We start from the raw sequence: 25420 nt of genomic DNA on the forward strand, positions 1-25420 counted from the left end.
AAGACGGGTCTTTCCGCCGGCCCCCTCAACTCCTAAGCTCGTCCAGGGCGGCGAGAAGGGCTTCTTTCTCCCGTTGCGGGTGGAACAGAGGCCGGCGTGCCGCGCAGGCGGCGCGCAGGGCCTCGTAGTAGCCGGGATCCCGGTCGGCGCGCAGGAGCGCTTGAGCGAGGGCCCGCTCGTCGCCCACCGGAAAATAGCCGGGGTAATCCTCCCCCAGCATGCCCACGTTGCCGGGAATGCGAGAGGCGATGACCGGCACCCCCGACATCACGGCTTCGGCGATCACGTTGGCGCCTCCTTCCATGAAGGAGCTCACCACCATGAGCCAGGAGGCGGCCAGCGTTCGCCGCGCCTGCCCGTGGGGCAGCTCCCCGAGCCAGCGGTAGCGGGGTTCCCGGGCCATGAGGGCCTGGGCCTCCCGGGCGAATTGGGGCGCTAGGGCGGCGCCTAGTTGCATCACGTGGATCGGCACGGCGGAGGGGATATGGGCCAGGGCCTGGGCAGCGCGGAAGGGATCCTTTTCCTCCCGCAGGTGCCCGACGACGCATACCGCCCGGCCGGGCAGACGCCAGCGCACCGCGAGGGGCGAGGCCGATTGATAGACCACCCGCACTTTGGGCCGGAGGACCGGCTCCAGCTCGTCGGCCCCCCGCTCCTGTAGCACTACCAAGCGGGTGGCGAGATGGAGGGATTCCTGGGCCTCGGAATCGGTGCGGATGTCCCGATAGAGGTCGGTGCCGGTCAAGGCCAGCACCAGGGGGCGGCGGGGAAAGGCCTCGCGGAAGGCGCGGATCGCGGGATGGCTTTTCCGTGCGTGCAAGGCCAGCATGAGCTCCGCGGGTTCGCCCGTCCAGCGGCCGTAAACCCGGACGTCATGGCCCGCTTCCCCCAGGAAGCGGCGCCAGCGCGCCGCCGTCCGGCGGTTGCCGGTGCGGCGGGTAGCCGCCGAGGGAGTGACGATGGCGATTCTCAAGGGCAACAGGGGCGGATTAAACTTGGACCCATGAATCTCCCGCAGCCCATGACTATAGCAGAGGAAGCAGGCGCTCTCAGTGCCGCGCTTCAGGACGCCCGGGCCCGGACCCTGGCGCTCACCGCCGACCTGGAGGGCCCACGGGAGCTGGGGCCCCAGCTTCCCATCGTGAACCCTCCCCGCTGGGAGCTGGGGCACGTGGCCTGGTTCCAGGAGCGCTGGTGCCTGCGGCGGCGGGGCGAGGGGCTGGCGCCCTCCATCCTGCCCCAGGCGGACGCCCTGTACGATTCCATGGCCGTCGCTCATGACCGGCGCTGGGGCTTGCCCCTCCTCACCTGGCGGAAAACCCTGGAGTACCTGGAGCGGGTGCTGGAGGCAGTGCTGGAACGCCTCGCCCGCGGTCAGGCGGACCCCTATTTCGTGCGCCTCGCCCTCTACCACGAGGACATGCACGGGGAGGCTTTTTTCTACACGCGCCAGACCCTGGGCTACGAGGCGCCCCCGGTGGGGGCGCCGCCCCCGCCGGTGCAAACCGCTCCCGTCCAGGGCGACGTGGAAGTTCCCGGCGGCGTGTTCCACCTTGGTGCCTTTCCACAGCAGCCCTTCGCCTTCGACAACGAAAAGTGGGCCCATGCCGTGCGGTTGCGGCCTTTTCGCATCAGCCGCACGGCAGTGACCAGCGGGGAGTTCCTCGCCTTCGTCGAGGAGGGGGGCTACCGGCGCCGGGAATTGTGGTCCGAGGCGGGCTGGCGCTGGCGCGAGTCGGTCCGGGCGGAACATCCGGTGTACTGGGAGAAACGGGATGGCCAGTGGCTCGAGCGGCGCTTTGCCCGCTGGCGGCCCCTGCGCCCGGAGGTGGCGATGCTGCACGTGAACTGGTACGAAGCGGAGGCCTATTGCCGCTGGGCCAGGCGGCGGCTGCCCACCGAAGCGGAGTGGGAAATGGCAGCGGCGTGGAGCAAGGGAGCGAGGTTTCCCCACGAAAAGCGCCGATATCCATGGGGCGGCGAGCCTCCCGATGCGGGCCGCGCTTGTCTGGACGGGTGGTACCGGGAGCCGGCGGACGTGGGAGCCTTTCCCGCGGGCGACAACCCCATAGGCTGCCGGCAGATGCTGGGCAATGTGTGGGAGTGGACCGCCGATTGGTTCCTGCCTTATCCCGGTTTCGTGCGTGACCCCTACAAGGAGTATTCCGAACCCTGGTTCGGCGATCACAAAGTGCTGCGGGGCGGCTGCTTCGCCACCCGCGCCCGGCTGGTCCACAACCTGTGGCGCAACTTCTACACGCCGGATCGCCGGGACGTGTTCGCGGGCTTTCGTACCTGCGCGATGGACTGAATGCCGCCAAGCCGGGTCGTCCGCTCCAGGGATAATCCCGCCTTCAAGCGCCTGGCGAAGCTCATCGACTCCGGCCGCCAGCGCCGGGAAACGGAGCGCATCGTGCTGGAGGGCGTGCGCCTGGTGCAGGAGCTGCTCGCCCGGGGAGCGCTTCCCGACCTGGTGGCGATCGCCGAATCGAAGGCGCAGGCGCCCGAAATGGCCGCGTGTTTGCGGGCGGTGCCGGCCGATCGCATCCTCTTCCTCTCCGACGCCCTGTGCACCCAGCTCTCCGATCTGGCGGCGCCCCCCGGCGTGCTCGCCGTCGCAGCGCCTCCCCGACCGCGCCTGCGGCGGGATCCCCCCGGCTTCCTGCTCCTGCTGGAAGACCTTCAGGACCCGGGCAACGTGGGCTCCATCTTCCGCACCGCCGCGGCGGCGGGCGTGGACTTGGCGGCGCTGTCGCCCGGTTGCGCCGATCCTTGGTCCCTCAAGGTGTTGCGGGCCGCCATGGGCGCCCATTTCCTGCTGCCCATACGGGAGCGGGCGGATTTGCTGGAGGCGGCACGCTCGTTTCCCGGCCAGGTGATCGCCACCAGCGCCGACGCCCGCTTAAGCCTTTTCGATCTGGACCTCACCGGTCCCACCGCCTTCGTCATCGGCAACGAAGGGACGGGGGTCTCGCGGCGCTTACGCGAGACGGCCCACGCGGTGGTCCGGCTCCCCATGCCCGGAGGCATGGAATCCCTCAACGCCGCGGCCGCGGCGGCCGTGTGCCTATACGAGCGGTTGCGGCAGCTGCAGGCGGTTGAGCGCCTTAGTAGATATGGCGGGTGAGATTGGCCTGGTGCAGGATGGTGGTGGCCATCTCCTCCACCGACATGGACGTGGCGTCGATGTAGGGTACCCCTTCCTGGCGCATGAGGGCCTCCGCTTCCCGCACCTCGAATTCGCAGTTGGCGAGATCGGCGTACTTGCTGCCCGGGCGCCGCTCGCTGCGAATCAGGTGCAGCCGCTCCGGATTGATGGTGAGACCGAAGAGCTTGCTGCGGTAAGAGGCGAGGGGCGCCGGCAGGCGCATGGAACCGAAGTCCTCGGGGGTCAACGGGTAGTTGGCCGCCCAGACGCCGAACTGCAGCGCCAGGTAGAGGGTGGTGGGCGTCTTGCCGCTGCGCGAGACCCCGATCAACACCACGTCCGCCTGGTGCAGGTCCCGGGTGGACACCCCGTCGTCGTGGGCCAGGGCGAAATTCACCGCTTCGATCCGGCGATGGTAGTCCACCACGTCCCGGGCGCTATGGGAGCGGCCCACCGTGTGGCTCGACTTCACCCCCAGCTCTTGCTCCATGGGGGTGATGAACACGTCCATGCAGTCCAGCACCAAGGCGTTGGCCTGGGCCACGATGCGGTTGATCTCGGGGTTTACCAGGGTGCTGAAGACCAAGGGGCGGGCACCGTCCTGCTCGGCGGCCCGGTTGATCTGCTCCACCGCCGACCGGGCCTTTTCGACCGTGTCCACGTAGGGCAGAGTGCGCTCGTTGAACTTGACCGTCTCGAACTGGGTGAGCAGGCTGTGGCCCAGCATCTCGGCGGTGATGCCGGTGCGGTCGGAGACGAAGAACGCCGTGCGCCTCATGGAACGACCTATAAAAAGGAACGGTCCGGCTGCGGGAACCGTGGTGACCGGTTAAAATAATCGCTTTTTGTTGCGATTACAATTCAGTGCGCGACGAGGCCGGGAAATGAGCGAACGGTACGTGCTGTGGTTCGACGAGGTGGGCTTGAAGGACGTGGAACGCGTGGGGGGCAAAAACGCTTCCCTCGGCGAGATGATCGGCCATCTCGCCCACGCCGGCGTGCGGGTGCCAGGCGGCTTCGCCACCACCGCCCAGGCGTACCGGGACTTCCTCGCCCAGGGCGGGCTCGACCGGCGCATCCGGGACGCCCTTGCCCGCCTCGACGTGGACGACATCGCCGCCCTCACCCGTACCGGCGCCCAGATCCGGGGCTGGGTCACGGAGGCACCGTTCCCGCCGGCCCTCGAAGCGCAGATCGCCGAGGCCTACCAGCGCCTGGCCGAGGAGGGCGGGCCGGAGCTTTCGGTGGCGGTCCGCTCCTCCGCCACCGCCGAGGATCTGCCGGATGCTTCCTTTGCCGGCCAGCAGGAGACCTTCCTCAATATCCACGGCCTGGATCGGGTCCTGGAAGCGGTCAAGCACGTGTTCGCCTCCCTGTTCAACGACCGGGCCATCGCCTATCGGGTCCACCAGGGCTTCGATCACGCCCGGGTGGCCCTGTCCGCGGGGGTACAGCGCATGGTGCGCAGCGACCTGGCCTCGAGCGGGGTGATGTTCACCCTGGACACCGAGTCGGGTTTCGACCAGGTGGTGTTCATCACCTCCGCCTACGGCCTGGGCGAGACGGTGGTCCAGGGCCAGGTGAACCCGGACGAATTCTACGTCTACAAGCGGGGCCTCAAAGAAGGACGCCCGGCCATCCTGCGCCGGACGCGGGGCTCCAAGGCCATCAAGATGGTGTTCGCGGACACCCGGGAGGCGGGCCGCTCGGTGCGCACCGTGGACGTGCCCGAGGAGGAGCGGCTGCGTTTTTCCCTCGATGATGACAATGTGATGGAGCTGGCCCGCTATGCCCTGGCGATCGAGGCCCACTACGGCCGCCCCATGGACATCGAGTGGGGCAAGGACGGGATCGACGGCAAGCTCTACATCCTTCAGGCGCGGCCCGAGACGGTGAAGGCGCGGGCCTCCCTGGATCGGATGCAGCGCTACCGGCTCAAGCGGCGCTCCCAGGTGCTGGTGTCCGGGCGGGCCATCGGACAGAAGGTGGGCTCCGGACCGGTGCGGCTGGTCAAGGACGCCTCGGAGATGCAGCGGGTCCAGCCGGGGGACGTGCTGGTCACCGACATGACCGATCCGGACTGGGAGCCGGTGATGAAGCGGGCGGCCGCCATCGTCACCAACCGGGGCGGGCGCACCTGCCACGCGGCCATCGTCGCCCGGGAGCTGGGCATTCCGGCGGTGGTGGGCACGGGGGACGCGACCCGGGTGCTGCGGGACGGCCAGGCGGTGACCGTCTCCTGCGCGGAAGGGGATACCGGCCACGTCTACGAAGGGGTGTTGGAGGTGGAAGTGGTGGATCTGGCGCCCCAGTCCATGCCGCCTTGCCCGGTGAAGATCGCCATGAACGTGGGCAACCCGGATCTCGCCTTCGAGTTCCAGCGGCTGCCCAACGACGGCGTGGGGCTCGCCCGGCTGGAGTTCATCATCGCCCGCATGATCGGCGTGCACCCGAAAGCCGCCCTGGAATATCCCCGCCTGCCGGCCGAGGTGAAGCAGGCCGTGGAGCGCCAGAGCGCGGGCTACGGGAGCCCGGCGGCGTTCTACGTGGAAAAGCTGACCGAAGGCATCGCCACCCTGGGGGCCGCCTTCTGGCCCAAGCCGGTCATCGTGCGCTTGTCGGACTTCAAGTCGAACGAGTACTCGAGCCTGATCGGGGGCGACCGCTACGAGCCGAAAGAGGAAAACCCGATGCTGGGTTTCCGCGGCGCTTCCCGTTACGTGGCGCCCTCGTTCCGGGACTGCTTCGAGATGGAATGCCGGGCGTTGAAGCGGGTGCGCGACGAGATGGGGCTCACCAACGTGGAGATCATGGTGCCCTTCGTGCGTACCCTGGAGGAGGCGCGTCGGGTGCTGGCGCTGCTCGCCGAGCACGGGCTCAAGCGGGGCGAGAACGGGCTGCGCATCATCATGATGTGCGAGATTCCCTCCAACGCCCTGCTGGCGGAACAGTTCCTGGAATACTTCGACGGGTTCTCCATCGGCTCCAACGACATGACCCAACTGACCCTCGCCCTGGATCGGGACTCCGGTTTGGTCGCCGAACTGTTCGACGAGCGCGATCCCGCGGTGAAGACCATGCTGCGCATGGCGATCCAGGCATGCCGGCGGGCGGGGAAATACGTGGGCATCTGCGGCCAGGGACCCTCGGACCACCCCGATCTCGCCCGCTGGCTCATGGAAGAGGGAATCGAAAGCCTGTCCCTCAATCCGGACACGGTGGTCGAGACCTGGCTCTACCTCGCGAACCAGGCGAAAAGCCCGAGCCCCGCCGCCGCTTGAAAGGCCGCCGTTCCCGGGATCTCGGCGGCCGAAAGTCCCTGCAAGGATGCGCCAGTCCGCAGGAGACGCGCGCTCGCAAGCTGTTGTCCCCAGGCGTTTTGAGCTATCATAGACTTCCATGACAAAGTTTGTCTTCGTCACCGGTGGCGTCGTCTCCTCCCTGGGTAAAGGCACCGCCTCCGCGTCCCTGGCAGCGCTTCTCGAATCTCGCGGCATCCGAGTCACCCTGATCAAGCTGGACCCGTACATCAACGTGGATCCGGGCACCATGAGCCCGTTCCAGCACGGCGAGGTGTTCGTGACCGAGGACGGGGCGGAAACCGATCTGGACCTGGGTCACTACGAGCGCTTCAGCCAGGCCAGGATGACCCGCCGCAACAACTTCACCACCGGCCAGATCTACGAAAGCGTCATCAAGAAAGAGCGGCGCGGCGACTACCTGGGCGGCACGGTGCAGGTGATCCCCCACATCACCGACGAGATCAAGAGCTTCATCCGTGCGGGGGCGGGCGATGCGGAAGTGGCCATCGTGGAGATCGGGGGCACGGTGGGCGACATCGAATCCCTGCCTTTCCTCGAAGCGGTGCGCCAGATGGCGATCCAGATGGACCGGCAAGACACCTGCTTCATCCATCTGACCCTGGTGCCCTACATCCCGTCGGCGGGGGAGATCAAGACCAAGCCGACCCAGCATTCGGTCAAGGAGCTGCGCGAGATCGGGATCCAGCCCGACGTCATCCTGTGCCGGGCGGACCGGCCGCTGCCGCCGGAAGAGCGCCGCAAGATCGCCCTGTTCACCAACGTGCCCGAGGAGGCGGTGATCTCGGCGGTGGACGTGGACAGCATCTACAAGATTCCCGCCATGCTCCATCGGCAGAAGCTGGACGACATCGTCTGCCGCCGCCTGGGATTGTCGGTACCGCCTGCCGACCTGAGCGATTGGGACAGATTGGTGGAGGCTCTCGAGCATCCCCTGGGGGAGGTGGACGTCGCGCTGGTGGGGAAGTACGTCAACCTCACCGAGTCGTACAAGTCGCTTTCCGAAGCGTTGATCCATGCCGGGATCCACACCCGCTCCCGGGTGCGCATCCACTACATCGATTCGGAGGCGATCGAGCGGGAAGGTACCGGGTGCCTGCGGGGCATGGACGCTATCCTGGTGCCCGGCGGCTTCGGCAAGCGGGGCGTCGAAGGGAAAATCCAGGCCATTCGCTACGCCCGGGAGAACAAGATTCCTTACCTGGGCATCTGCCTGGGGCTGCAGCTCGCAGTCATCGAGTTCGCCCGCCACGTGGCGGGCTTCGCCGGCGCCCATAGCACCGAGTTCGACCCGAATACGCCCCATCCCGTGATCGCCCTGATCAGCGAGTGGGTAAACCGCGATGGATCCCTGGAGCGGCGCAGCGCCCAGTCCGACCTGGGCGGTACCATGCGCCTGGGCGGCCAGGAGTGCGAGCTGCGGGAAGGCACGCTGGCGCGCAGGATTTACAATGCGCCCCGGATCGTGGAGCGCCACCGGCACCGCTACGAGGTCAACGATAACTACGTGCCCCAGCTCGAAGCCGCGGGGCTGCGGGTGAGCGGCCTGTCCGCCGCCGAGAGGCTGGTGGAAATGATCGAGCTTCCGGACCATCCCTGGTTCGTGGCAAGCCAGTTCCACCCGGAGTTCACTTCCACGCCGCGCGGCGGTCATCCTTTGTTCAATGCCTTCGTCCAGGCTGCTCTGGCATACAGGCGCCGCATGCGGGGCATCCCGGAGGAGCGGGCATCCGAGGCGCCGGTCGGGGTGGGCAGCGCGGTCTGAGATGGCATCCTCCATCGTGAAGCTCTGCGGTTTCGAAGTCGGCCTCGGCCAGCCTTGCTTCCTGATCGTGGGGGCGCCCGGACGCGGCGGCGCGGAGCGCCCGGGGCGGGGAGGGCGCCGGAGGGGCCCGCGTTGGGAGCGGAGGCGCTTGTGAAGCTCTGCGGTTTCGAAGTCGGCCTCGGCCAGCCTTGCTTCCTGATCGCGGGCCCCTGCGTCGTCGAGTCGCTGGCGCTCGCCATCGACACCGCCGGGCGTTTGAAGGAAATCTGCGGCAAGCTGGGCATTCCTTTCATCTACAAATCCTCTTACGACAAAGCGAACCGCAGCTCAGGCAAATCGTTCCGCGGATTGGGGATCGAGCAGGGCTTGAAGGTGCTTTCGGAGGTCAGGAGGCAGGTGGGCGTGCCGGTGCTCACCGACGTGCACACCGAGGGCGAGGTCCCCCTCGCGGCGGCGGCGGTGGACGTGCTGCAGACGCCTGCCTTCCTGTGCCGCCAGACGGACTTCATCCGCGTCGTGGCCTCCGCCGGCCGGCCGGTGAACATCAAGAAGGGACAGTTCCTGAGTCCCTGGGAGATGAAGAACGTGGTGGAGAAGGCGCGGGAAGCGAGCGGCCAGGACAACATCCTGGTGTGCGAGCGGGGCGTCTCCTTCGGTTACAACAACCTAGTCTCGGACATGCGCTCCCTCATGGTGATGCGGCAGACCGGCTGCCCCGTGGTATTCGACGCCACCCATTCGGTGCAGCTTCCGGGCGGCCAGGGGGATCGCAGCGGCGGCCAGCGGGAATTCGTCCCGGTCCTGGCCCGGGCGGCCATCGCCGTGGGGGTTTCGGGCCTGTTCATGGAGACCCATCCCGACCCGGACAGGGCCCTTTCGGACGGCCCGAACGCCTGGCCCCTGGATCGCATGCCGGAGCTGCTGGAGACGCTCAAAGAAATCGATGCCCTGGTGAAGGCGCGAGGATTTTCCGAGGAGCGCTATCTCGAGGAATCGGCGCTTCGGCCCCGTTGAAGAAAACCAAGATCCCAAGAACTGCCATGAGTGCCATCGTCGACGTTGTTGCACGCGAGATCCTGGATTCCCGCGGAAACCCCACGGTGGAGGCGGACGTGTTGCTGGAGTCCGGGTCCATGGGGCGCGCCGCGGTGCCCTCCGGAGCGTCCACCGGCCAGAAGGAAGCGGTGGAGCTGCGCGACGGCGACGCCCAGCGCTATCTGGGCAAGGGCGTGCTAAAGGCGGTGGAGAACGTGAATACCGAGATCTCTGAGGCGATCATGGGACTGGATGCCGCCGAGCAGAGCTTCATCGACAAGACCTTGATCGAGCTCGATGGCACGGAGAACAAGTCCCGGTTGGGGGCCAACGCGATCCTCGCGGTCTCCCTAGCGGTGGCCAAGGCCGCCGCCGACGAGGCGGGCCTTCCCCTTTATCGCTACCTGGGCGGCGTCGGTCCCAGGGCCATGCCGGTGCCGATGATGAACATCATCAACGGCGGCGCCCACGCCAACAACCGGCTGGATCTGCAGGAGTTCATGATCGTACCGGTGGGGGCCCAGAGCTTCCGGGATGCCCTGCGCTGCGGAGCCGAAGTGTTCTACGCCCTGAAAAAGCTTCTCCACGACAAGGGCATGCCCACCACCGTCGGGGACGAGGGCGGCTTCGCCCCCGATCTCCCCGGGAACGAAGCCGCGCTGGAGCTCATCATGCGGGCGATCGAGGCGGCCGGTTACCTTCCCGGGGCGGACGTGTCCATCGCCATCGACTGCGCCGCCTCCGAGTTCTACGAAGAGGGTAAATACATGCTCCAGGCTGAGAAGCGTAGCCTGAGCGCGGAGGAATTGGCCGCATACCTTTCCTCCTGGACGCAGAAGTACCCGATCCTCAGCATCGAAGACGGGATGAGCGAAACCGACTGGGACGGCTGGAAGCTGCTCACTCAGCGTCTTGGGAAAAGCGTGCAGCTCGTGGGCGATGACATTTTCGTCACCAATCCCCGCATCCTGGAGGAGGGGATCAAGCAGGGCATCGCCAATTCGATTCTCATCAAGGTCAATCAAATCGGGACCCTCACCGAGACCTTGGAGGCGATCGAGCTCGCCAAACGCTCCGGCTACACCGCTGTGGTATCCCATCGCTCGGGAGAGACAGAAGATACCACCATCGCCGACATCGCCGTGGCCACGGGCGCGATGCAGATCAAGACCGGGTCCCTCTCCCGCTCGGATCGCCTGGCGAAATACAACCAGTTGCTGCGCATCGAGGAGGATCTGGGCGAATCCGCCTACTATCCCGGCCGGGGGGCATTCTACCAGCTCAAGTGATGCGACTCCTCGCTCTCGTGCTGGCGGCCCTGATCGTGTTGATTCAATACCCCTTATGGTTCGGAAAGGGCAGCTGGTCGAGGGTGTGGGAGCTCAACAAGCAACTCGAAGAGGCTCGGGCGTCGAACGAGCGGTTGCGGCAGCGCAACGCTGTCCTGGATGCGGAAGTCCGCGACCTCAAGCAGGGCCTGGAGGCGGTGGAGGAACGGGCCCGGGCCGAGCTGGGAATGATCCGCCAGGACGAAATCTTCTTCCAAGTGGTGGATCCATCCCGGAGCGCAGTCTCGATTCCTGCCCCTTCGCCGGCAGGCGAGCCCCGGTAGCGGGATCGTTACCGTTCAACGCCGCCCAGGGGTGCCACGGGCCCTTGCGGAAGCTGACGGAATTCAAATCGACGGCATTCGCCGCCTGAGGCAAGACTTCAGTTGGGACCCGGTTTAGGGCAGTGCAGGAGCCCCGAACGAACCAGCCGTTCGCCGCCCACCGCCGTCACATTGCGGGAAAAGAGCCCCAGTACGATCAATACGAGGGCCACGGGCATGACGAGCACCGGCGCGAGCCGCCCTGCCGGCCCAGGTCCCATAGGGGCGTTTGCGGCGCCTTTTCATGGGCCCAGTCGCCCCCGCCAGAAAGACCAGGGCCAGGATCGAATACAGAACGAGGAACGCCGATTCGCCGGTGTGGGTGATGAGGCGGTTGCGGACGGGCGGGAAGGAGAGCAGGAAATGCCCGCCAACGAATCCGAGCATCGAGACCAATGAGAATGGGTTGGCCTCGCCATTCTACGGTGGATTTGCGCTCTGACGGGAGATCCGAGCCCTGGCCTGCCCAGATGGAGCGCCGGCAGCCAAGCCAGGGAGAGGGGCTTGCCCCGTAAGGGGACGATCCCCGCGGCAGTGGTGGCGTTCTTTGAATCGACCGACTTCGAGGACGCCGTGGGCAACGCCGTGGAGTTGATCATGGCTCCCCGAGCAGGACTCGAACCTGCGACCCGCGGATTAACAGTCCGTTGCTCTACCGGCTGAGCTATCGGGGAAGCGAGAAGGCCGAAATTTTACGGTCTCTATCAGGCCCGGGCAACCCCGGCCTGCAGCGGGCAGCCGGGGATCTACCGGATGACCTTGGCGATTGCGTCCGCCACGTAGTCGATGTTGCGAGAGTTGAGCGCCGCGACGCAGATGCGGCCGGTATCCACGGCGTAGATGGAGAATTCGTCCCGCAGCCGGTGAACCGCCTCCCTGGAAAGGCCGGAATAGGAGAACATGCCCCGCTGGCGCGCGACGAAGCTGAAGTCCGCCCCCGGGACCCGGGCGTGGATCTTCTCCACCAACTGGTTTCGCATCGTGCGGATGCGCTCCCGCATCTGGCCGAGCTCCTGCTCCCACAGCGCCCGCAGATCGGGGGAGGTGAGCACCCCGGCGACGATCTTTCCGCCGTGGGTGGGGGGATTCGAGTAGTTGGTGCGCACGACGCGCTTCAACTGGCTTAAGACCCGGGCGGCTTCGTCGGCCCCGCTGGTCGCCACGCTCAAGGCGCCCACCCGCTCGCCGTACAGGGAAAACGACTTGGAGAAGGAGCTGGAAACGAACAAAGGACCCTCGGTCTCGGCGAAACGCCGCACCGCCTGGGCGTCCGCGTCCAGCCCGTCGCCGAATCCCTGGTAAGCGATGTCCAGGAAGGGCACCAGGTCCCGGCGCCGCACGGTGGCGATCACTTCCTCCCACTGGCCGGGGGTCAAGTCCACACCGGTCGGATTGTGGCAGCAGGCATGGAGCACCACGATGGACTGGGCCGGCATATCGTGAAGGGCCTTCATCATTCCGGGGAAATCCACTCCATGGGTCGCCGGATCGTAGTAGGGGTAGGCATTCACCGTGAATCCTGCCCCCTCGAACAGGGCCCGGTGGTTTTCCCAACTGGGATCGCTGATCCACACCTGGGCGCCGGGGAGCAGCCGGCGCAGGAAGTCGGCCCCGATCTTAAGGGCGCCCGTGCCCCCCAGGGCCTGGAGGGTCACCACCCGGCCGTCCGCGACGGTGCTCGAGTCGGCGCCGAAGAGCAGGGTCTGGGCCGCGCGGTCGTAGGCGGGCAGGCCGTCGATGGGAAGGTAGTTGCGCGGAGCCGCCTGTTCCACCACCTGGCGTTCCGCGAGGCGCACGCACTCTAGCAGGGGCACCTGGCCGGTGTCGTCGCAATAAACCCCGACCCCCAGGTTGACCTTGGCCGGGTTCTTATCGCAGTTGAAGAGCTCGTTCAAGCCGAGGATGGGGTCGCGGGGCGCCATGGGAACGCCGGCAAACAAAGAAGGGCGCATGGATCGGCTCGGACAAAAGGGCAAAAATTGTTATTTTACCTCGATAAGGCTGCACGGTGAATAAAGCGGGGCAAGCATGGCGGGAATCCGACGCAGTGTGGGAAAATCTAAACCTTCGCCTTGACCGATACCGACCGAAGCTTCGTCCATCGAATGGCACGTCTCGCGCCTCCCCCGGCCGCCCGTCCGGCCCCCCGGGTGGAAACTTTTCCCGGGAGCCCTTTCCGGCTCCACCAGCCGTTTCCGCCGGCGGGCGACCAGCCCCAGGCCATCGCCCAACTGGTGGAGGGCGTGCGCGACGGGCTGATGTACCAGACGCTGCTGGGCGTCACGGGCTCGGGCAAGACCTACACCATGGCCAACGTCATCGCCCGCCTGGGCCGACCGGCCTTCATCCTGGCCCCCAACAAGACCTTGGCCGCCCAGCTGTACGCCGAGATGCGGGAGTTCTTCCCGGAGAACGCGGTGGAGTATTTCGTCTCCTACTATGACTACTACCAGCCGGAAGCCTACGTCCCTTCCCGGGATCTCTACATCGAGAAGGATTCCAGCATCAACGAGCACATCGAGCAGATGCGGCTGTCGGCCACCAAGTCCCTGCTGGAGCGGGACGACTGCGTGATCGTGGCCACCGTGTCCGCCATCTACGGGATCGGCGACCCCGTGGACTACCACGGCATGATTCTGCACCTGCGGGAGCGGGAACGGATCTCCCAGCGGGACATCATCAAGCGCCTGACGGACATGCAGTACCAGCGCAACGACCTGGACTTCCGCCGGGGTACCTTCCGCGTGCGCGGGGACGTAATCGACATCTTCCCCGCGGAGCACTCGGAGACAGCGCTCCGGGTAAGCTTGTTCGACGACGAGGTGGAAGAGCTCCACCTCTTCGATCCCCTCACCGGGCGGACCCTGCAGAGGGTGGGGCGGTTTACGGTCTATCCTTCGAGCCATTACGTCACTCCCCGCGGCACCACCTTGAGGGCGATCGAGGCGATCAAGCAGGAGCTGGCCGAGCGGATCGAATTCTTCCAGAAGGCCGGCCGCCTGGTGGAGGCCCAGCGCATCGAGCAACGCACCCGTTTCGACCTGGAGATGCTGAACGAGCTGGGCTTCTGCAAGGGCATCGAGAACTATTCGCGCCATCTCTCCGGCCGCGCGCCCGGAGAGCCGCCCCCCACCCTGATCGATTACCTGCCGACCAACGCGGTCATGTTCATCGATGAGAGCCACGTGACCATTCCCCAGCTCGGAGGCATGTACCGGGGCGACCGCTCGCGCAAGGAAAACCTGGTGGAGTACGGCTTTCGGCTGCCCAGCGCCTTGGACAACCGGCCGCTGCGGTTCGACGAGTTCGAACGGATGATGCGCCAGACCATCTTCGTCTCCGCCACCCCTGCGGAGTACGAGCGGGAGCGCTCGGCCCAGATCGTGGAGCAGGTGGTGCGGCCCACGGGGCTGGTGGACCCGGCCGTGGAAGTGCGGCCCGCTTCGACCCAGGTGGACGATCTCATGTCGGAGATCCATCTGCGGGTCGGCCGCGGAGAGCGGGTGCTGGTGACCACCCTCACCAAGCGCATGGCCGAGGACCTGACGGAATACTTCTCCGAGCACGGCATCAGGGTGCGTTATCTCCACTCCGACATCGACACAGTGGAGCGGGTGGAGATCATCCGGGATCTGCGCCTCGGGAAATTCGACGTGCTGGTGGGGATCAACCTACTGCGGGAAGGGCTCGACATTCCGGAGGTGTCCCTGGTGGCCATCCTGGACGCGGACAAGGAGGGCTTCCTGCGCTCCGAGCGCTCCCTGATCCAGACCATCGGCCGGGCGGCGCGCCATGTGAACGGCACCGCCATCATGTACGCGGACACGGTCACCGATTCCATGCGGCGGGCGATCGAGGAGACCGAGCGCCGGCGGCGCAAGCAGCTAGCTTTCAACGCCCAGCACGGGATCGTCCCGAGGAGCGTCTCGAAACGTATCAAGGACCTGATCGACGGCATCTACGAGCCGGAAAGCGCGAAGCCGTTGCTCAAGGCAGCCGAGGTCCGGGCCGGCTACCGCATCTTGTCCGAAGAGCAGTACGCGAAAGAGATCAAGCGGGTGGAAAAGGAGATGCTGGAGGCGGCGAAGAACCTGGAGTTCGAGCGGGCCGCCCAGCTCCGAGACCTGCTGCACAGCCTCAAGAACCGGCTATTCGTCGGTTTCGACCAGGGGTAGCTTTCCCTTTCCCTGGCCCCTTCGCTCAGAAGGCGATGCCGGCCCGCTCCAGAGCCCCGGCCATGGGGGAGTGGGCGAGGATCGGGCGGCAGGCTGGGTACCAGGCTTCCCGATCCCCTACGGCGCACAGCAGGTCAAGGCCGCCGAAAGCGAGGACGGTGGCCTCCACGACCTGCTCCCGATCCTCGGCAGCCGCACCTCCGAGGGGCGCTTCCAGGAGCGCCGGGTCCCCGCCCCCGCGGCAATCGGAAGCCGAAGCGACGACGCGCACCACGGCCGCGCCCAGCGCCAGCAGCCGAGGAACGAGGCCGGGGTCGTGGCGGTCGGCGCCCGGGGTCACCAGGGCGACCTGGCCCAGGAGCGGGCGCTCGCCCGCCGCCTCCCGTCGCAGCCGCTGCTCAAACCCTCCGTAGGCGAGCTCCGCCCACGCTATGAACTGGGGCGGCGCCGCCCGGTACGCGTCGTGGGCAGAAGCGCGGGTGATGATGGCGATGTCATGGAGATACACTTCCGCCGCGACGGCGGCGTAGCGGGCATCGACGCCCAGGGCGGCCAGTCCCAGCTCGGGATCCAGGACCACCCGGGGCGAAGGATCCAGGGTTCGGGCCTGCTCGGCGCCCAGGTAGCGGGTCAGGTACTCGGCGTAGGCTCGGGTATAGGAGGCCCCGTCCCGCCCGAGGAGGGGCAGGCGCCGGGTGAAAATGGCGTGCTGGGGCGTGGGCGGGCCCTGCTGGGACACGGTTTCCAGGTCCGCGCGCCGGGCGAAGGCCATGGCCACCGGCTCCCGGACCAGCTTGAGGATGAGGGGAAAACCCGCCGCGCGGGAGATGTCCCGGCGCAGCCGGGCGACCGCTTCCCGGTCCAAGGGGGGCGCTGCCGCTTCGGGCAGGTCCCAGGCGCCGTGGGCGGCGAGATAGTCTTCCGCCCGGGCCGCCAGGGCAATCATATTCTCATAGGATTCCCGGGCGGAGGGGCCGAAGGCCACCGCGCCGTGGAACTGGAGGATCAGGCCGATGGTGCGGGGCGTCGCCTGTCGGCGGAACACCTCGGCGCAGGCCTTGGCCAGCTCGAAGCCGGAGTGGCGGTAGGGCACCACCGGCGCCAGATCCCCGTACACCTCTTTCAACACCCGGTCGGCCGCGGCCACGTTGGCCACCGCCAGGATGCTGTCGGCATGGGTATGCTCCACGTAGGGAAAGGGAAGCGCCCCATGGAGCAGGGTCTCGATGGAGGGGGCCGGGGCGCCGGGGGAAAGCACCGCATCCTTGAGCCGCGCCAGCATCTCCTCGTTGTCGAGGGCCTCGCGCTCGAGGAGCGGGAGGACCCGGTCCAGATCCACCGGCACGAAGGCTCCCTCGTCTACCCGGGAGAGGTCCGCACCGCTGCCCTTCACGTAGAGCACCCGGCGACCCTGTTCTTCCACCTTGACCGAGGTGTTGCCGCCCCCGTGCAGGACCAGGGTGGGATCCTGGCCCAGTAACCGGGACGTGTAGATGCGGCTTCCCAGCGCTCCGGAAAACCGGGCGGCCTCTTGATCGTCCCAGCGGCTGCGGATCGGCATGGGGAAGGGGGGCGGGGCAGGCGGTTACAGGGTGAACTCGTAGGCTACCTGGCTTCCCGTCGCTCCGCGGGGCCCGAAGCTGCGCTCCACGAACTGAACCGTTCCGTCCCGGCCCACCAGCACGACGCTCGAGGAGCGGGTGCCATAGGTGTCGGAAGCGATGAAGGCGGCCGAGAGCAGCCGCTCCCATTCGAGCCCGATGCCGGTCTCGGGCAGCTCCCCGTCGCCGGGGCGGGAATGATCCGCCAGCATCCGGAAGAGCCCTTCCAAGAGGGCCGGGCCTTCCTGTTCCAGCAGACCGAACAGGGTCTCCTTGCTGCGCCGGACCTTGGGCCAGGGTGTATCCAGCAGATGGTTGCTGAGGCCGTACACCCCCTCCGTCAGGCGCCGTATTCCCTCGGCGCGGTTGGACTGGTACACCACCGCGGCCCCGTCTCCCACGATTAGGTTGTAGCCGTTGTACTCGCCGGCGCGGGACGCGACCTGCCTGGCGTAGGCCTCGGGGGCCTCGGCCCCGGTCAGGAAGTCGCTCACCAGGCGGCCCCGGGAGGGAGCTCCCTCACGCCGGGCACCTCCCTCCCGGTAGTTGGTTACCAGGGCGAACCGGCCGGTGCGGGTGATGCCGAGCCAGGTGCCGCCCTCCGCCAAGTCGCGCCCGGCCAAGACCTGGGGATGATCGGGCCAGAAGGCGGCGGGGGCCGTGGAACGATCGTAGAACTCGTCCCGGTTCGCCGCCACGATCAACCGGTAGCGAGGATGCGTATGGAGGGCGAGGAGGGCAAGGCACATGCCAGAGGCCGGGCTTAACCCATGACAAAGCACTCGACCCGCCGTTCGGCGCCGGGAGCGAGCAGGCTCCGCAGCCCCTTTTCCCCCACGAGCTGGGCGAGGGTTTCCTCGAAGCGAGCGGGGTCCTCCACTTCCTCGTAGACCTCCATCCACAGGTGGGGCTCATCCCGCTTCTTGAGCAGCCGCCCGGCCACCCCCGTGCGGCAGTCCAGAGCCGTCTGTAGCTCCCGGACCCGGGCTTCCGCCACGGCCGCCTGGGCCGGATCGACCCGGTAGTAGATGTAATAAGCCAGCATCACTGGGGCACCGGATAAGGCAGGGGCAGAAGCTCGAGTCGGGGCCCGTCGGGGGTTTTCCAGCGCACCTCCCCCGCCTGGACGCTCCCCTGCTGGACCACCGCCAGGAGGTCGTAGCCTCCCCCGGGGGCCGGGGCGGCGTTGACCACCATCCCGCTCGCCTGGCCCTCCGTCTCCGGGCCGTAGAGGGGATCTCCCGGCGCGGGGGTGGCTTCCCCGTCCAGATGGGCCAGGTAAAGGCGCCGCTTGAGCTTCCCCAGGTAATGGGTGCGGGCGACGATCTCCTGGCCGGGGTAGCAGCCCTTGCGGAAGCTCAACCCTCCCAGGGCGTCCAGGTTGGCCATCTGGGGCACCAGCTGGTCCTGGGTGGCCGCGGTCACCCGGGGGATGCCGGCCCGGATCTCGAGCCACTCCCAGCAGGAAAAGCCGATGGGGCGGGCGGCAGTCCTCAAGCGCTCCCACAGGCCTGGGGCCTGGTCCGGGAGACTCACCAGCTCGAAGCGTTGCGGCCCGAGCCGGAGGAGGGTTGCCTCTTCGGCCTGGGCCACACCGAGATCCACCTCCGGCAGGCTCCCGAAGCGGGCGGCGAGGAGCTGCCCGGCGTCGGGGCCCGCGACCCCCAGGCGCACCAGGGCGTCGCTCATGTCCTCGATCTGCACCTGGGCCCGGAGGATGAACAAGGCGAGGCGCCGGCGTATGGGCTCGGCGAGTTCCGTGGCGAGCTGCAAGGCGTAGTCTTCGCCCATGCGCCAGAGGAGGAAAGTAGCCAGCATCCTCCCTTTGGGGGTGTTGTAACTGCTGTGCTGGGCCCGGTGGGCGGGCAGCCCCCGCACGTCGCTGGAGAGCTGCCCATGGAGAAAGGCCTGGGCATCTGGGCCCGAGACCCGGAGCAGGCCGTATCCGGACAGATCGGCAATCACCGTACTCCGCCCGGTGGCTTCCCGTTCTCCGGACGGATCGCCGAAGTCGGCGACCCGATCCCCGCTCATGCGGGCGCCTTGGGATTCCAGGTAGGCTTTCCAGTCAGGATGCATGGCGACCCCCCCGGATTAGCCGCAGGCCCCCACCGCTCCGCAGGAGGTGCAGAACTCGCAGCCGTCCTTCTTGATCACCGTGCGGGCGCCGCATTCGTCGCACGGCTTTCCGGCCAGGGCCGGCTGAGCCACCAAGCCCGCCTCGCCCGCGAAGGCCTCCGGCACTGCCAACACCCCCATGTCCACTACCGGGTGTCCCTGTTCGGTGAGGATGCCCAGCATGGCGTACCGGTGGATCAGCAGCCGCGCCAGGTAAGCGATGGTGCTGGGGAAGTTCTCTTGGCGATCGGCATCGGGCACCCGGGCCATGAAATCGCCCCGGGGCTCGGAGTAGTTGAGAAGCTTGCGGAGCTTCATGCCGATCCAAGCCGGATCCACGACCCGCATGTCATAGGAGAGGAGTCGGCACAGGCCGTCCAGCACCCTGGGATAGAAGCCGGCAAGCCACATGCTGTAGGGCCGCCGCTCGCCCCCCGGCAGCACCAGCTCCTTGACGCCCAGGACGAAATCGTCCCCGGTGGCCGGATTGGCGATGTCCACGGTCCAGCTCAGGGTGCCGTCGGTGCCGGTTTTGGGCTCCCGGCGGGCGAAGAGGGCGTCCATCACCGGCGTGGGCTCGTCCTCCCCAGATAGCGCGCCGAGTTGCTCGCAGCGGTAGCGAACGATGCGGCCGAAGGCGGCCACCAAGCTGGGCGCCCACACCCGCTCGCCCCGGGGCGGCATGGCCACCATGAATCCGTCATCGCCCACGGTCTTGGCCAGCACGTCCAGCTTAGTGCGCAGCCAGACCTTGTCCTCCGCCCGCATGTCCATGGACAAAGTCTTCGCCAGCGCCCCGAGGCCCCGGGGTTGCTCGTTGCCGTTTACCCAGACCTCGAAGGGCTTCACTCGCCCGTCGGACTGGGTGATCTCCCCCACGAAGATGGCGAACTTGCCCAGGGGATGCTCCACCTCGTAGGTCCAGGCCATGTTGCCGGCGGGAAGCTGAGGCCGCCCGGGCCAGCGCAGGCTGGCGAGGGCCGGGGTCGGGGCCTTTTCCAGCACCAAGCGCTTGTCCACCTCGGAGAGCTGGATGTCCTGGGGCTCCGCCTTGTTCCGGGACTGGACCTCCAGGACCGCGCCCAGGGTCTCATTGGGACGGTAGGTGGTGATGCCCTTCAGGCCCGCCTTCCAGGCTTCCATGTACAGATCCTTGAATGCCTCGAAGGGATAGTCCTCCGGCACGTTCACCGTCTTGGAGATGGCGGCGTCGATGTAGGGTTGCACGGCCGCCGACATGCGCATGTGGTCCAAGGCGTGCATCTGCAGTGCGGTGACGAAGGCCTCGGGCAGCAAGGCGTAGCGCTTGCCTCCTTCCGTCCACACCTGGCCTGCAGGGATGCCCCGGGACGGGTCCCAGGGAAGCAGCGTCACATCCTCTCCGATGCCAGTGAGCCGCTTGTACAGCCGGTAGGCATGGTCTTCCACCGTGTACGGGCGGCGGCTTCCGTCGGGCATGCGCTTGTTGCGGATATAGGTCCAGGAGAAGGGCGGCTCGATGCCGTTGCTCGCGTTATCCGCAAAGGCAAGGGAGATGGTGCCTGTGGGGGCAATCGAGAGCAGATGGGAGTTGCGGATCCCGTGCTTGCGAATCTGGGCCTTGAGCTCCCTGGGCAGGCGCGAGGCGAAGCTCTCTCCATCCAGATACTTGTCTGGGTCGAAGGCCGGGAAGGCCCCTTTTTCCCTGGCCAGCTCTACCGAGGCAGTATAGGCGGCGTCTCGCATCTCCCGGGCGATGGAGGCGGCCATCTCCCGGGCCGCGTCGGTGTCGTAGCGCAAGCCGAGCATGATGAGGGCGTCGCCCAGTCCGGTGAAGCCTAGCCCGATGCGCCGTTTGCTGCGGGCCTCCTCCTGCTGCTGGGGCAGGGGCCAGTGGGTTAAGTCGAGAACGTTGTCCAGCATGCGTACCGCCATCGCGCAGGTGTCCCGGAACGCCTCCGTCAGGAACTGGGCTCGCTCGGTGAAGGGGTGGGCGATGAAGCGAGTGAGGTTGATAGAGCCCAGGTCGCAGCAGCCGTAGGGAGGTAGCGGCTGCTCGCCGCAAGGATTGGTCGCCTCGATCCTCTCGCAATACCAGAGGTTGTTGTCCCGGTTGACCCGGTCGATGAAGACCACGCCCGGTTCGGCGTGGTCATAGGTGGAGGCCATGATCTTGTCCCACAGGACCCGAGCCCGCATCCGCCGGTAAACCCACAAGCCGTCGGCTCGCTGATAGGCACCCCGCGCTTTGGCCTCGGCGCCCGGCTCAGCGGGATGGGTAAGCTCCACCTCGGCATCCGCTTCCACCGCTCGCATGAACGCGTCGGTCACCGCCACGCTCATGTTGAAGTTGTTGAGCCGGCCTTTCTGGTACTTGGCGACGATGAAGTCCTCGATGTCGGGATGGGTGCAATTGAGCACCGCCATCTGGGCACCGCGCCGGGCACCCGCGGATTCCACCGTGGCGCACATGGCGTCGAACACTTCCATGTAGCTCACCGGCCCGGAAGCGGAGCTGCAGGTGCCCCGCACCAGCGCCCCGCTTGGGCGGATCGCCGAGAAGTTGTAGCCCACGCCGCCCCCGCGGCGCATGGTCTCCGCTGCTTCGTTGAGAGCAATGAAGATGCCGGGCACGCCGTCGATATGGCCCGAGATGGAGTCGGCGATCGGCTGGACGAAGCAGTTGATGAGGGTCGCCTGCAGCGCGGTGCCCGCCGCGGAGTTGATACGGCCGCCCGGGATGAAGCCGTTGGCCAGGGCCTGGTAGAAGGGGCCCACCCAGCGCTGGGCTTCCGCTTCCGCCTGGGCGAGCCCCCGGGCTACTCGCAGCCGCACCTCCTCCACGGTGCGCTCGTTCCCCTTGGCGTATTTTTCCATCAGCACGTCGAGGGAACATTCCTGGGGAGCAATCAGCTCCTCCAGGACGGGATATGCCGCTCCGCGGCTCTTGCCGGGAGCATCCAGCGGTATGTTCATACGGGCTCTCTCAGGTAGACGGTTGAGATATCCTTCCCGTTCGGTGGGGGCGAAAACTCACCCTTTGTTATTTTCGCACGTTTCCCCGGGCGCCTGACTGGCGGCCGGGTTTATGGGCTGTCTGTGCAGTCGACCGGCCGTCCCGGGGAAGCCCCCTCTCCCTGAGTGAAGCTACCGCCCGGGATGGACCCTTCCGCGGTGGCGCCATCTGGGCTAACCTGTGCGGGCCGCGGCACCCGAAGAAAGGGCCGATAGCCCACGAGAGAGGAGGGTGGGGCAATGTTCAAGCATATCCTGCTGCCCACGGACGGCTCGGAGCTGTCCCAGATCGCCATCACCAAAGGAATCGCCTTCGCCAAGAGCATCGGCGCCCGGGTCACGGGCCTGCACGTGGCGCCGGAGTTCGAGCCCATCGCCTACGACGGGCTGATGCCGGTGGACCCCATCACCGATGAGCAGTTCGCCGAGGAGGCCCGGGCCCGGGGCAAGACCTATCTCGCCGCCATCGAACGGGCAGCCCAGGAGGCGGGGATCCCGTGCGAGACCGTCTTCACCACCGGCCACCACCCGTTCGAGGTCATCATCCGCACGGCCGAGGAGCGGGGCTGCGACCTGATCGTGATGGCCTCCCATGGGCGCCGGGGCATCGCCAGCCTGCTCCTGGGAGGGGAGACCATGCGGGTTTTAAGCCACACCAAGATTCCGGTGCTGGTGTTCCGCTGACCGGGACGACCGTGGAAAGGCCCGCCGCAGAGGTTTCCCTGCGCCCGTCCGCCGCGCTGGCCCTGGTGCTTTCGGCGGGACACGGGACGGCGGCGGCAACCCTCTTTCCCCTGGATTTGCCGGCGGCGGCGAAGGTCCTGCTGGGGCTCGCCCTCCTCGTGAGCGCCGTGGCCTCCGTGGCCCGGCACGCCTGGCTATGGGGTTCCAGGGCTTGGGTGAGGCTGCGGGTGGGCTCGGACCTGGGCGCGGAGCTGGAAACCCGGGCGGGGAAGAGAATCGCCGGGAGGGTACTGCCTTCGACCTTGGTCCATCCCTGGCTCCTGGTGGTCCGGGTGGCGCCGGAAGGGGGCGGGCGGGAGCGGGCGGTGGTGCTGCTCCCCGACTCGGCGGACGCGGACGGCCTACGGGCGCTGCGGGTGGTGCTGCGGTGGGGGACCGCCCCGCCGCCGGTTGCGAAGAAGGGCGCGGCGATCGATCAATAAAGCGGGGCCCGCTGCCGCAACGGGCGCCGGGGCGCGTCGGGCACCAGCACCGTATTGGAGGCGGTGGGGAGCGGCTGGGGGTAATCCCGGCTATAGTGCAGCCCCCGGCTCTCCCGGCGTAAGGAGGCGCTTTTCACGATCAAGTCCGCCGACAGCACCAGGTTCCTCAGCTCCAGCAGGTCGCTGCTCACCCGGAAGTTGGCGTAGTATTCCTCGATCTCCTCGCTGAGCAGCCGGATCCGGTGCCGGGCCCGCTCCAGCCGCTTGTCCGTACGCACGATGCCCACGTAGTCCCACATGAAGCGGCGCAGCTCGTCCCAGTTGTGGGAGATCACGATCTCCTCGTCGGCGTCCGTCACCCGGCTCTCGTCCCAGGCCGGCAGGGGCACGGCGGGCTGGGGTCCCTGGCGCAGGATGTCCTCCGCCGCCGCCCGGCCCATCACCAGGCACTCCAACAGCGAGTTGCTGGCCAGCCGGTTGGCGCCGTGCAGGCCAGTGTGGGCGGTCTCCCCGATGGCGTACAGGCCCGGCAGATCGGTACGCCCGGCCACGTCCGCCATTACGCCGCCGCAGGTGTAGTGGGCGGCCGGGACCACGGGAATCGGGTCCCGGGTGATGTCGATGCCGAGCTCCTTGCACCGGGTATAAATGGTGGGGAAATGGCTTTTCAGGAATTCGGCCGGCTTGTGGGAGATATCTAGATAGACACAGTCTAAACCCCGTTTCTTCATCTCGAAGTCGATCGCCCGGGCCACGATGTCCCGGGGAGCGAGCTCCGCCCGCTCGTCGTGCCAGGGCATGAAGCGGGTCCCGTCGGGCAGCCGCAGCACCCCCCCTTCCCCCCGCACCGCCTCGGAAATGAGGAAGGATTTGACATGGGGATGGTAAAGGCAGGTGGGATGGAACTGGATGAACTCCATGTTGGCCACCCGGCATCCCGCCCGCCAGGCCATAGCGATGCCGTCCCCGGTGGCGGTATCCGGGTTGGTGGTATAGAGGTAGACCTTGCCGGCGCCGCCCGTGGCCAGGATGACGAAATCGGCCGCAAGGGTCCGCACCTCCCCCTGCTCCCCGTCCAGCACGTAGAGGCCATGGCACCGGTTGCCCGGCAAGCCCAGCTTGGCGGCGGTAACGAGATCCACCGCCATGTGCCGCTCCAGCAGGGTAATGTTAAGATGCTCCCGCACCTTGGCCTCCAGCGTGGTCTGCACCGCCCGGCCGGTGGCGTCGGCGGCGTGGATCACCCGGCGCACGCTGTGCCCCCCTTCCCGGGTGAGGTGGTAAGCCCCTTCGTTTTCCTTGTCCCGGGTGAAGGGAACCCCCTGGTCAATGAGCCATTGGATGGCCTCCCGCCCGTGCTCCACCATGTAGCGGACCACCGTCTCGTCGCACAGGCCCGCCCCGGCCACCAGGGTGTCCCGAAGGTGGGATTCCAGGGAGTCCTCCTGGGACAGGACTGCCGCGATGCCTCCCTGAGCCCAGCTGCTGGCCCCGTCCAGGAGGGTTTTCTTGGTGATGAGACCGACCCGCTTGTGCTCCGCCAGATGCAAGGCGGCCGTCAGGCCGGCCAGGCCGGTGCCGATGATGGCGACGTCGAAGCGCAACAAGACCGATTCCTTCGCAGTTGAACCCGTGCTGGCCCCATTTTAGGGGCGTCCGCGTAAAATGTCCGCGCGAGAAAAATAACCCTGTAGCCGGCTGAACTAATGGCTCGCCTCCTTGTCTTTTGAAACAACGGAGTAGGGCGGCGTTCGTGAGGCCCGGGTGGGTTATACTAAGCGAGCCGCGCGAAAGGCGCGGTTTTTTTTGATAGCCCATCCTAGCTCAAGCCTCAGGAACTCCAGCCCATGGGTGACCGGGAGATCGACCAGACGTTGGTCGAGCGGGCGCAGCGTGGTGATAAGCACGCCTTCGACTTGCTGGTCAGCAAGTACCAGCGGAAGCTGGCCCGGCTCTTGTCCCGCTTCATCCGGGACCCCGCCGAAATCGAGGACGTGACCCAGGAAGCCTTTATCAAGGCCTACCGGGCCCTACCTTCGTTTCGGGGTGACAGCGCTTTCTATACGTGGCTGTACCGGATCGGGATCAACACCGCCAAGAACTACCTGGTGGCGATGGGGCGGCGGGCCCCCACCACCACGGAATTCGAGGCCGAAGAGGCGGAGACGTTCGAAGACGCGGAGCAGTTGAGGGACGTCAACACGCCGGAAGCGGAACTCATGAGCAAGCAGATCGCTCAGACGGTGAACGACTCCATGGCGGCGCTGCCCGAGGAACTGCGCACCGCCATCACGCTTCGGGAAATCGAAGGTTTGAGCTACGAAGAGATCGCGACCATCATGGGTTGCCCCATCGGGACGGTGCGCTCGCGGATCTTCCGGGCACGCGAGGCGATCGCAGCCAACCTGCGACCGCTACTGGGTACCAGCAAGGACAAGAGGTGGTGA

21 protein-coding genes, 1 tRNA gene and 1 pseudogene are annotated in these 25420 nt (G+C 67.1%); 11 read left to right on the top strand and 12 right to left on the bottom strand.

The annotated features are described in order from the left end of the window. Nucleotides 1–25: 25 nt before the first annotated feature. Nucleotides 26–979 carry a selenoneine biosynthesis selenosugar synthase SenB gene (gene senB, locus ACTFO6_RS06700; RefSeq protein ID WP_439933680.1) on the bottom strand — a complete coding sequence of 318 codons (954 nt, stop codon included), beginning with the start codon at nucleotides 977–979 and terminating at the stop codon, nucleotides 26–28. A gap of 42 nt (nucleotides 980–1021) precedes the next feature. Here senB and senA point away from each other — a divergent pair, with 42 nt between their 5' ends. Together senA and ACTFO6_RS06710 are read left to right on the top strand one after the other, a co-directional pair. Beyond that, the gene (gene senA / locus ACTFO6_RS06705; protein ID WP_439933681.1) at nucleotides 1022–2311 is read left to right on the top strand and encodes a selenoneine synthase SenA; all 1290 of its coding nucleotides are present in this window, start codon (nucleotides 1022–1024) and stop codon (nucleotides 2309–2311) included. Beyond that, complete coding sequence (locus ACTFO6_RS06710; protein ID WP_439933682.1) at nucleotides 2312–3127, top strand: TrmH family RNA methyltransferase; 816 nt, start codon at nucleotides 2312–2314, stop codon at nucleotides 3125–3127. Here the strand turns inward: ACTFO6_RS06710 and ppsR are convergent. Continuing rightward, nucleotides 3108–3926 (bottom strand): posphoenolpyruvate synthetase regulatory kinase/phosphorylase PpsR, encoded by an 819-nt coding sequence (ppsR, locus tag ACTFO6_RS06715; RefSeq protein WP_439933683.1) that lies wholly within the window; start codon nucleotides 3924–3926, stop codon nucleotides 3108–3110. The two genes, ACTFO6_RS06710 and ppsR, sit on opposite strands and share 20 nt — an antisense overlap. A gap of 106 nt (nucleotides 3927–4032) precedes the next feature. Here ppsR and ppsA point away from each other — a divergent pair, with 106 nt between their 5' ends. The 5 genes from ppsA (at nucleotide 4033) to ftsB (ending at nucleotide 10880) form a co-directional block, all read left to right on the top strand. Further along, nucleotides 4033–6429, top strand: a complete 2397-nt coding sequence (gene ppsA / locus ACTFO6_RS06720; protein ID WP_439933684.1) for a phosphoenolpyruvate synthase — start codon at nucleotides 4033–4035, stop codon at nucleotides 6427–6429. Between the two features lie 118 nt (nucleotides 6430–6547). Then, nucleotides 6548–8233, top strand: a complete 1686-nt coding sequence (locus ACTFO6_RS06725) for a CTP synthase (RefSeq protein WP_439933685.1) — start codon at nucleotides 6548–6550, stop codon at nucleotides 8231–8233. Between the two features lie 150 nt (nucleotides 8234–8383). Beyond that, entirely contained in the window at nucleotides 8384–9247 is an 864-nt protein-coding gene (gene kdsA / locus ACTFO6_RS06730) for a 3-deoxy-8-phosphooctulonate synthase (RefSeq protein ID WP_439933686.1), read from the top strand. Between the two features lie 26 nt (nucleotides 9248–9273). Further along, entirely contained in the window at nucleotides 9274–10557 is a 1284-nt protein-coding gene (gene eno / locus ACTFO6_RS06735) for a phosphopyruvate hydratase (RefSeq protein ID WP_439933688.1), read from the top strand. Continuing rightward, nucleotides 10557–10880, top strand: a complete 324-nt coding sequence (gene ftsB, locus ACTFO6_RS06740; protein ID WP_439933689.1) for a cell division protein FtsB — start codon at nucleotides 10557–10559, stop codon at nucleotides 10878–10880. Before eno ends, ftsB begins: the two co-directional genes overlap by 1 nt. 98 nt (nucleotides 10881–10978) lie before the next feature. Here ftsB and ACTFO6_RS06745 read toward each other — a convergent pair whose 3' ends face one another. The 4 genes and pseudogenes from ACTFO6_RS06745 to ACTFO6_RS06760 form a co-directional block, all read right to left on the bottom strand. Next, nucleotides 10979–11140: a hypothetical protein gene (locus ACTFO6_RS06745; protein ID WP_439933791.1), complete on the bottom strand. Its 162-nt coding sequence runs from the start codon at nucleotides 11138–11140 to the stop codon at nucleotides 10979–10981. A 16-nt stretch (nucleotides 11141–11156) separates the two neighbouring features. Next, a pseudogene (locus ACTFO6_RS06750) lies at nucleotides 11157–11306 on the bottom strand (NnrU family protein); the annotation flags it as partial. Between the two features lie 211 nt (nucleotides 11307–11517). Continuing rightward, nucleotides 11518–11593 (bottom strand) — tRNA-Asn (locus tag ACTFO6_RS06755). Between the two features lie 72 nt (nucleotides 11594–11665). Then, entirely contained in the window at nucleotides 11666–12871 is a 1206-nt protein-coding gene (locus ACTFO6_RS06760; RefSeq protein ID WP_439933690.1) for an amino acid aminotransferase, read from the bottom strand. A gap of 153 nt (nucleotides 12872–13024) precedes the next feature. Between ACTFO6_RS06760 and uvrB the strand changes: the two genes are divergently transcribed. Further along, the gene (gene uvrB, locus ACTFO6_RS06765) at nucleotides 13025–15094 is read left to right on the top strand and encodes an excinuclease ABC subunit UvrB (RefSeq protein ID WP_439933691.1); all 2070 of its coding nucleotides are present in this window, start codon (nucleotides 13025–13027) and stop codon (nucleotides 15092–15094) included. Nucleotides 15095–15119: 25 nt separating this feature from the next. On the opposite strand, the gene ACTFO6_RS06770 is transcribed toward uvrB, so the two are convergent. Genes ACTFO6_RS06770 through ACTFO6_RS06790 form a run of 5 tightly spaced genes read right to left on the bottom strand, consistent with a single transcriptional unit; the run spans nucleotide 15120 to nucleotide 21768 of the window. Next, nucleotides 15120–16655, bottom strand: coding sequence for a class II aldolase/adducin family protein (locus ACTFO6_RS06770; protein WP_439933692.1), 1536 nt, complete (start codon nucleotides 16653–16655; stop codon nucleotides 15120–15122). Between the two features lie 24 nt (nucleotides 16656–16679). Beyond that, on the bottom strand, nucleotides 16680–17444 hold the full coding sequence (locus ACTFO6_RS06775) for an NRDE family protein (protein WP_439933693.1): 765 nt from the start codon (nucleotides 17442–17444) through the stop codon (nucleotides 16680–16682). A 14-nt stretch (nucleotides 17445–17458) separates the two neighbouring features. Beyond that, nucleotides 17459–17740, bottom strand: coding sequence for a DUF4936 family protein (locus tag ACTFO6_RS06780; protein ID WP_439933694.1), 282 nt, complete (start codon nucleotides 17738–17740; stop codon nucleotides 17459–17461). Next, nucleotides 17740–18774: a CAF17-like 4Fe-4S cluster assembly/insertion protein YgfZ gene (gene ygfZ / locus ACTFO6_RS06785; RefSeq protein WP_439933695.1), complete on the bottom strand. Its 1035-nt coding sequence runs from the start codon at nucleotides 18772–18774 to the stop codon at nucleotides 17740–17742. The genes ACTFO6_RS06780 and ygfZ overlap by 1 nt, the downstream gene beginning before the upstream one ends. A 15-nt stretch (nucleotides 18775–18789) precedes the next feature. After that, nucleotides 18790–21768 carry an adenosylcobalamin-dependent ribonucleoside-diphosphate reductase gene (locus tag ACTFO6_RS06790; protein WP_439933696.1) on the bottom strand — a complete coding sequence of 993 codons (2979 nt, stop codon included), beginning with the start codon at nucleotides 21766–21768 and terminating at the stop codon, nucleotides 18790–18792. 279 nt (nucleotides 21769–22047) lie between these two features. Between ACTFO6_RS06790 and ACTFO6_RS06795 the strand changes: the two genes are divergently transcribed. Together ACTFO6_RS06795 and ACTFO6_RS06800 are read left to right on the top strand one after the other, a co-directional pair. Continuing rightward, complete coding sequence (locus ACTFO6_RS06795) at nucleotides 22048–22491, top strand: universal stress protein (RefSeq protein WP_439933697.1); 444 nt, start codon at nucleotides 22048–22050, stop codon at nucleotides 22489–22491. An 11-nt stretch (nucleotides 22492–22502) separates the two neighbouring features. Further along, on the top strand, nucleotides 22503–22973 hold the full coding sequence (locus ACTFO6_RS06800; RefSeq protein ID WP_439933698.1) for a protein YgfX: 471 nt from the start codon (nucleotides 22503–22505) through the stop codon (nucleotides 22971–22973). Here ACTFO6_RS06800 and nadB read toward each other — a convergent pair. After that, nucleotides 22967–24577: an L-aspartate oxidase gene (gene nadB, locus ACTFO6_RS06805; RefSeq protein ID WP_439933789.1), complete on the bottom strand. Its 1611-nt coding sequence runs from the start codon at nucleotides 24575–24577 to the stop codon at nucleotides 22967–22969. The two genes, ACTFO6_RS06800 and nadB, sit on opposite strands and share 7 nt — an antisense overlap. A gap of 243 nt (nucleotides 24578–24820) precedes the next feature. Here nadB and rpoE point away from each other — a divergent pair, with 243 nt between their 5' ends. Continuing rightward, nucleotides 24821–25420: an RNA polymerase sigma factor RpoE gene (rpoE, locus tag ACTFO6_RS06810; RefSeq protein WP_439933699.1), complete on the top strand. Its 600-nt coding sequence runs from the start codon at nucleotides 24821–24823 to the stop codon at nucleotides 25418–25420.

This window comes from Pelomicrobium sp. G1 (assembly GCF_051905455.1).
In the GTDB taxonomy this organism is placed as follows: domain Bacteria; phylum Pseudomonadota; class Gammaproteobacteria; order Burkholderiales; family UBA6910; genus Pelomicrobium.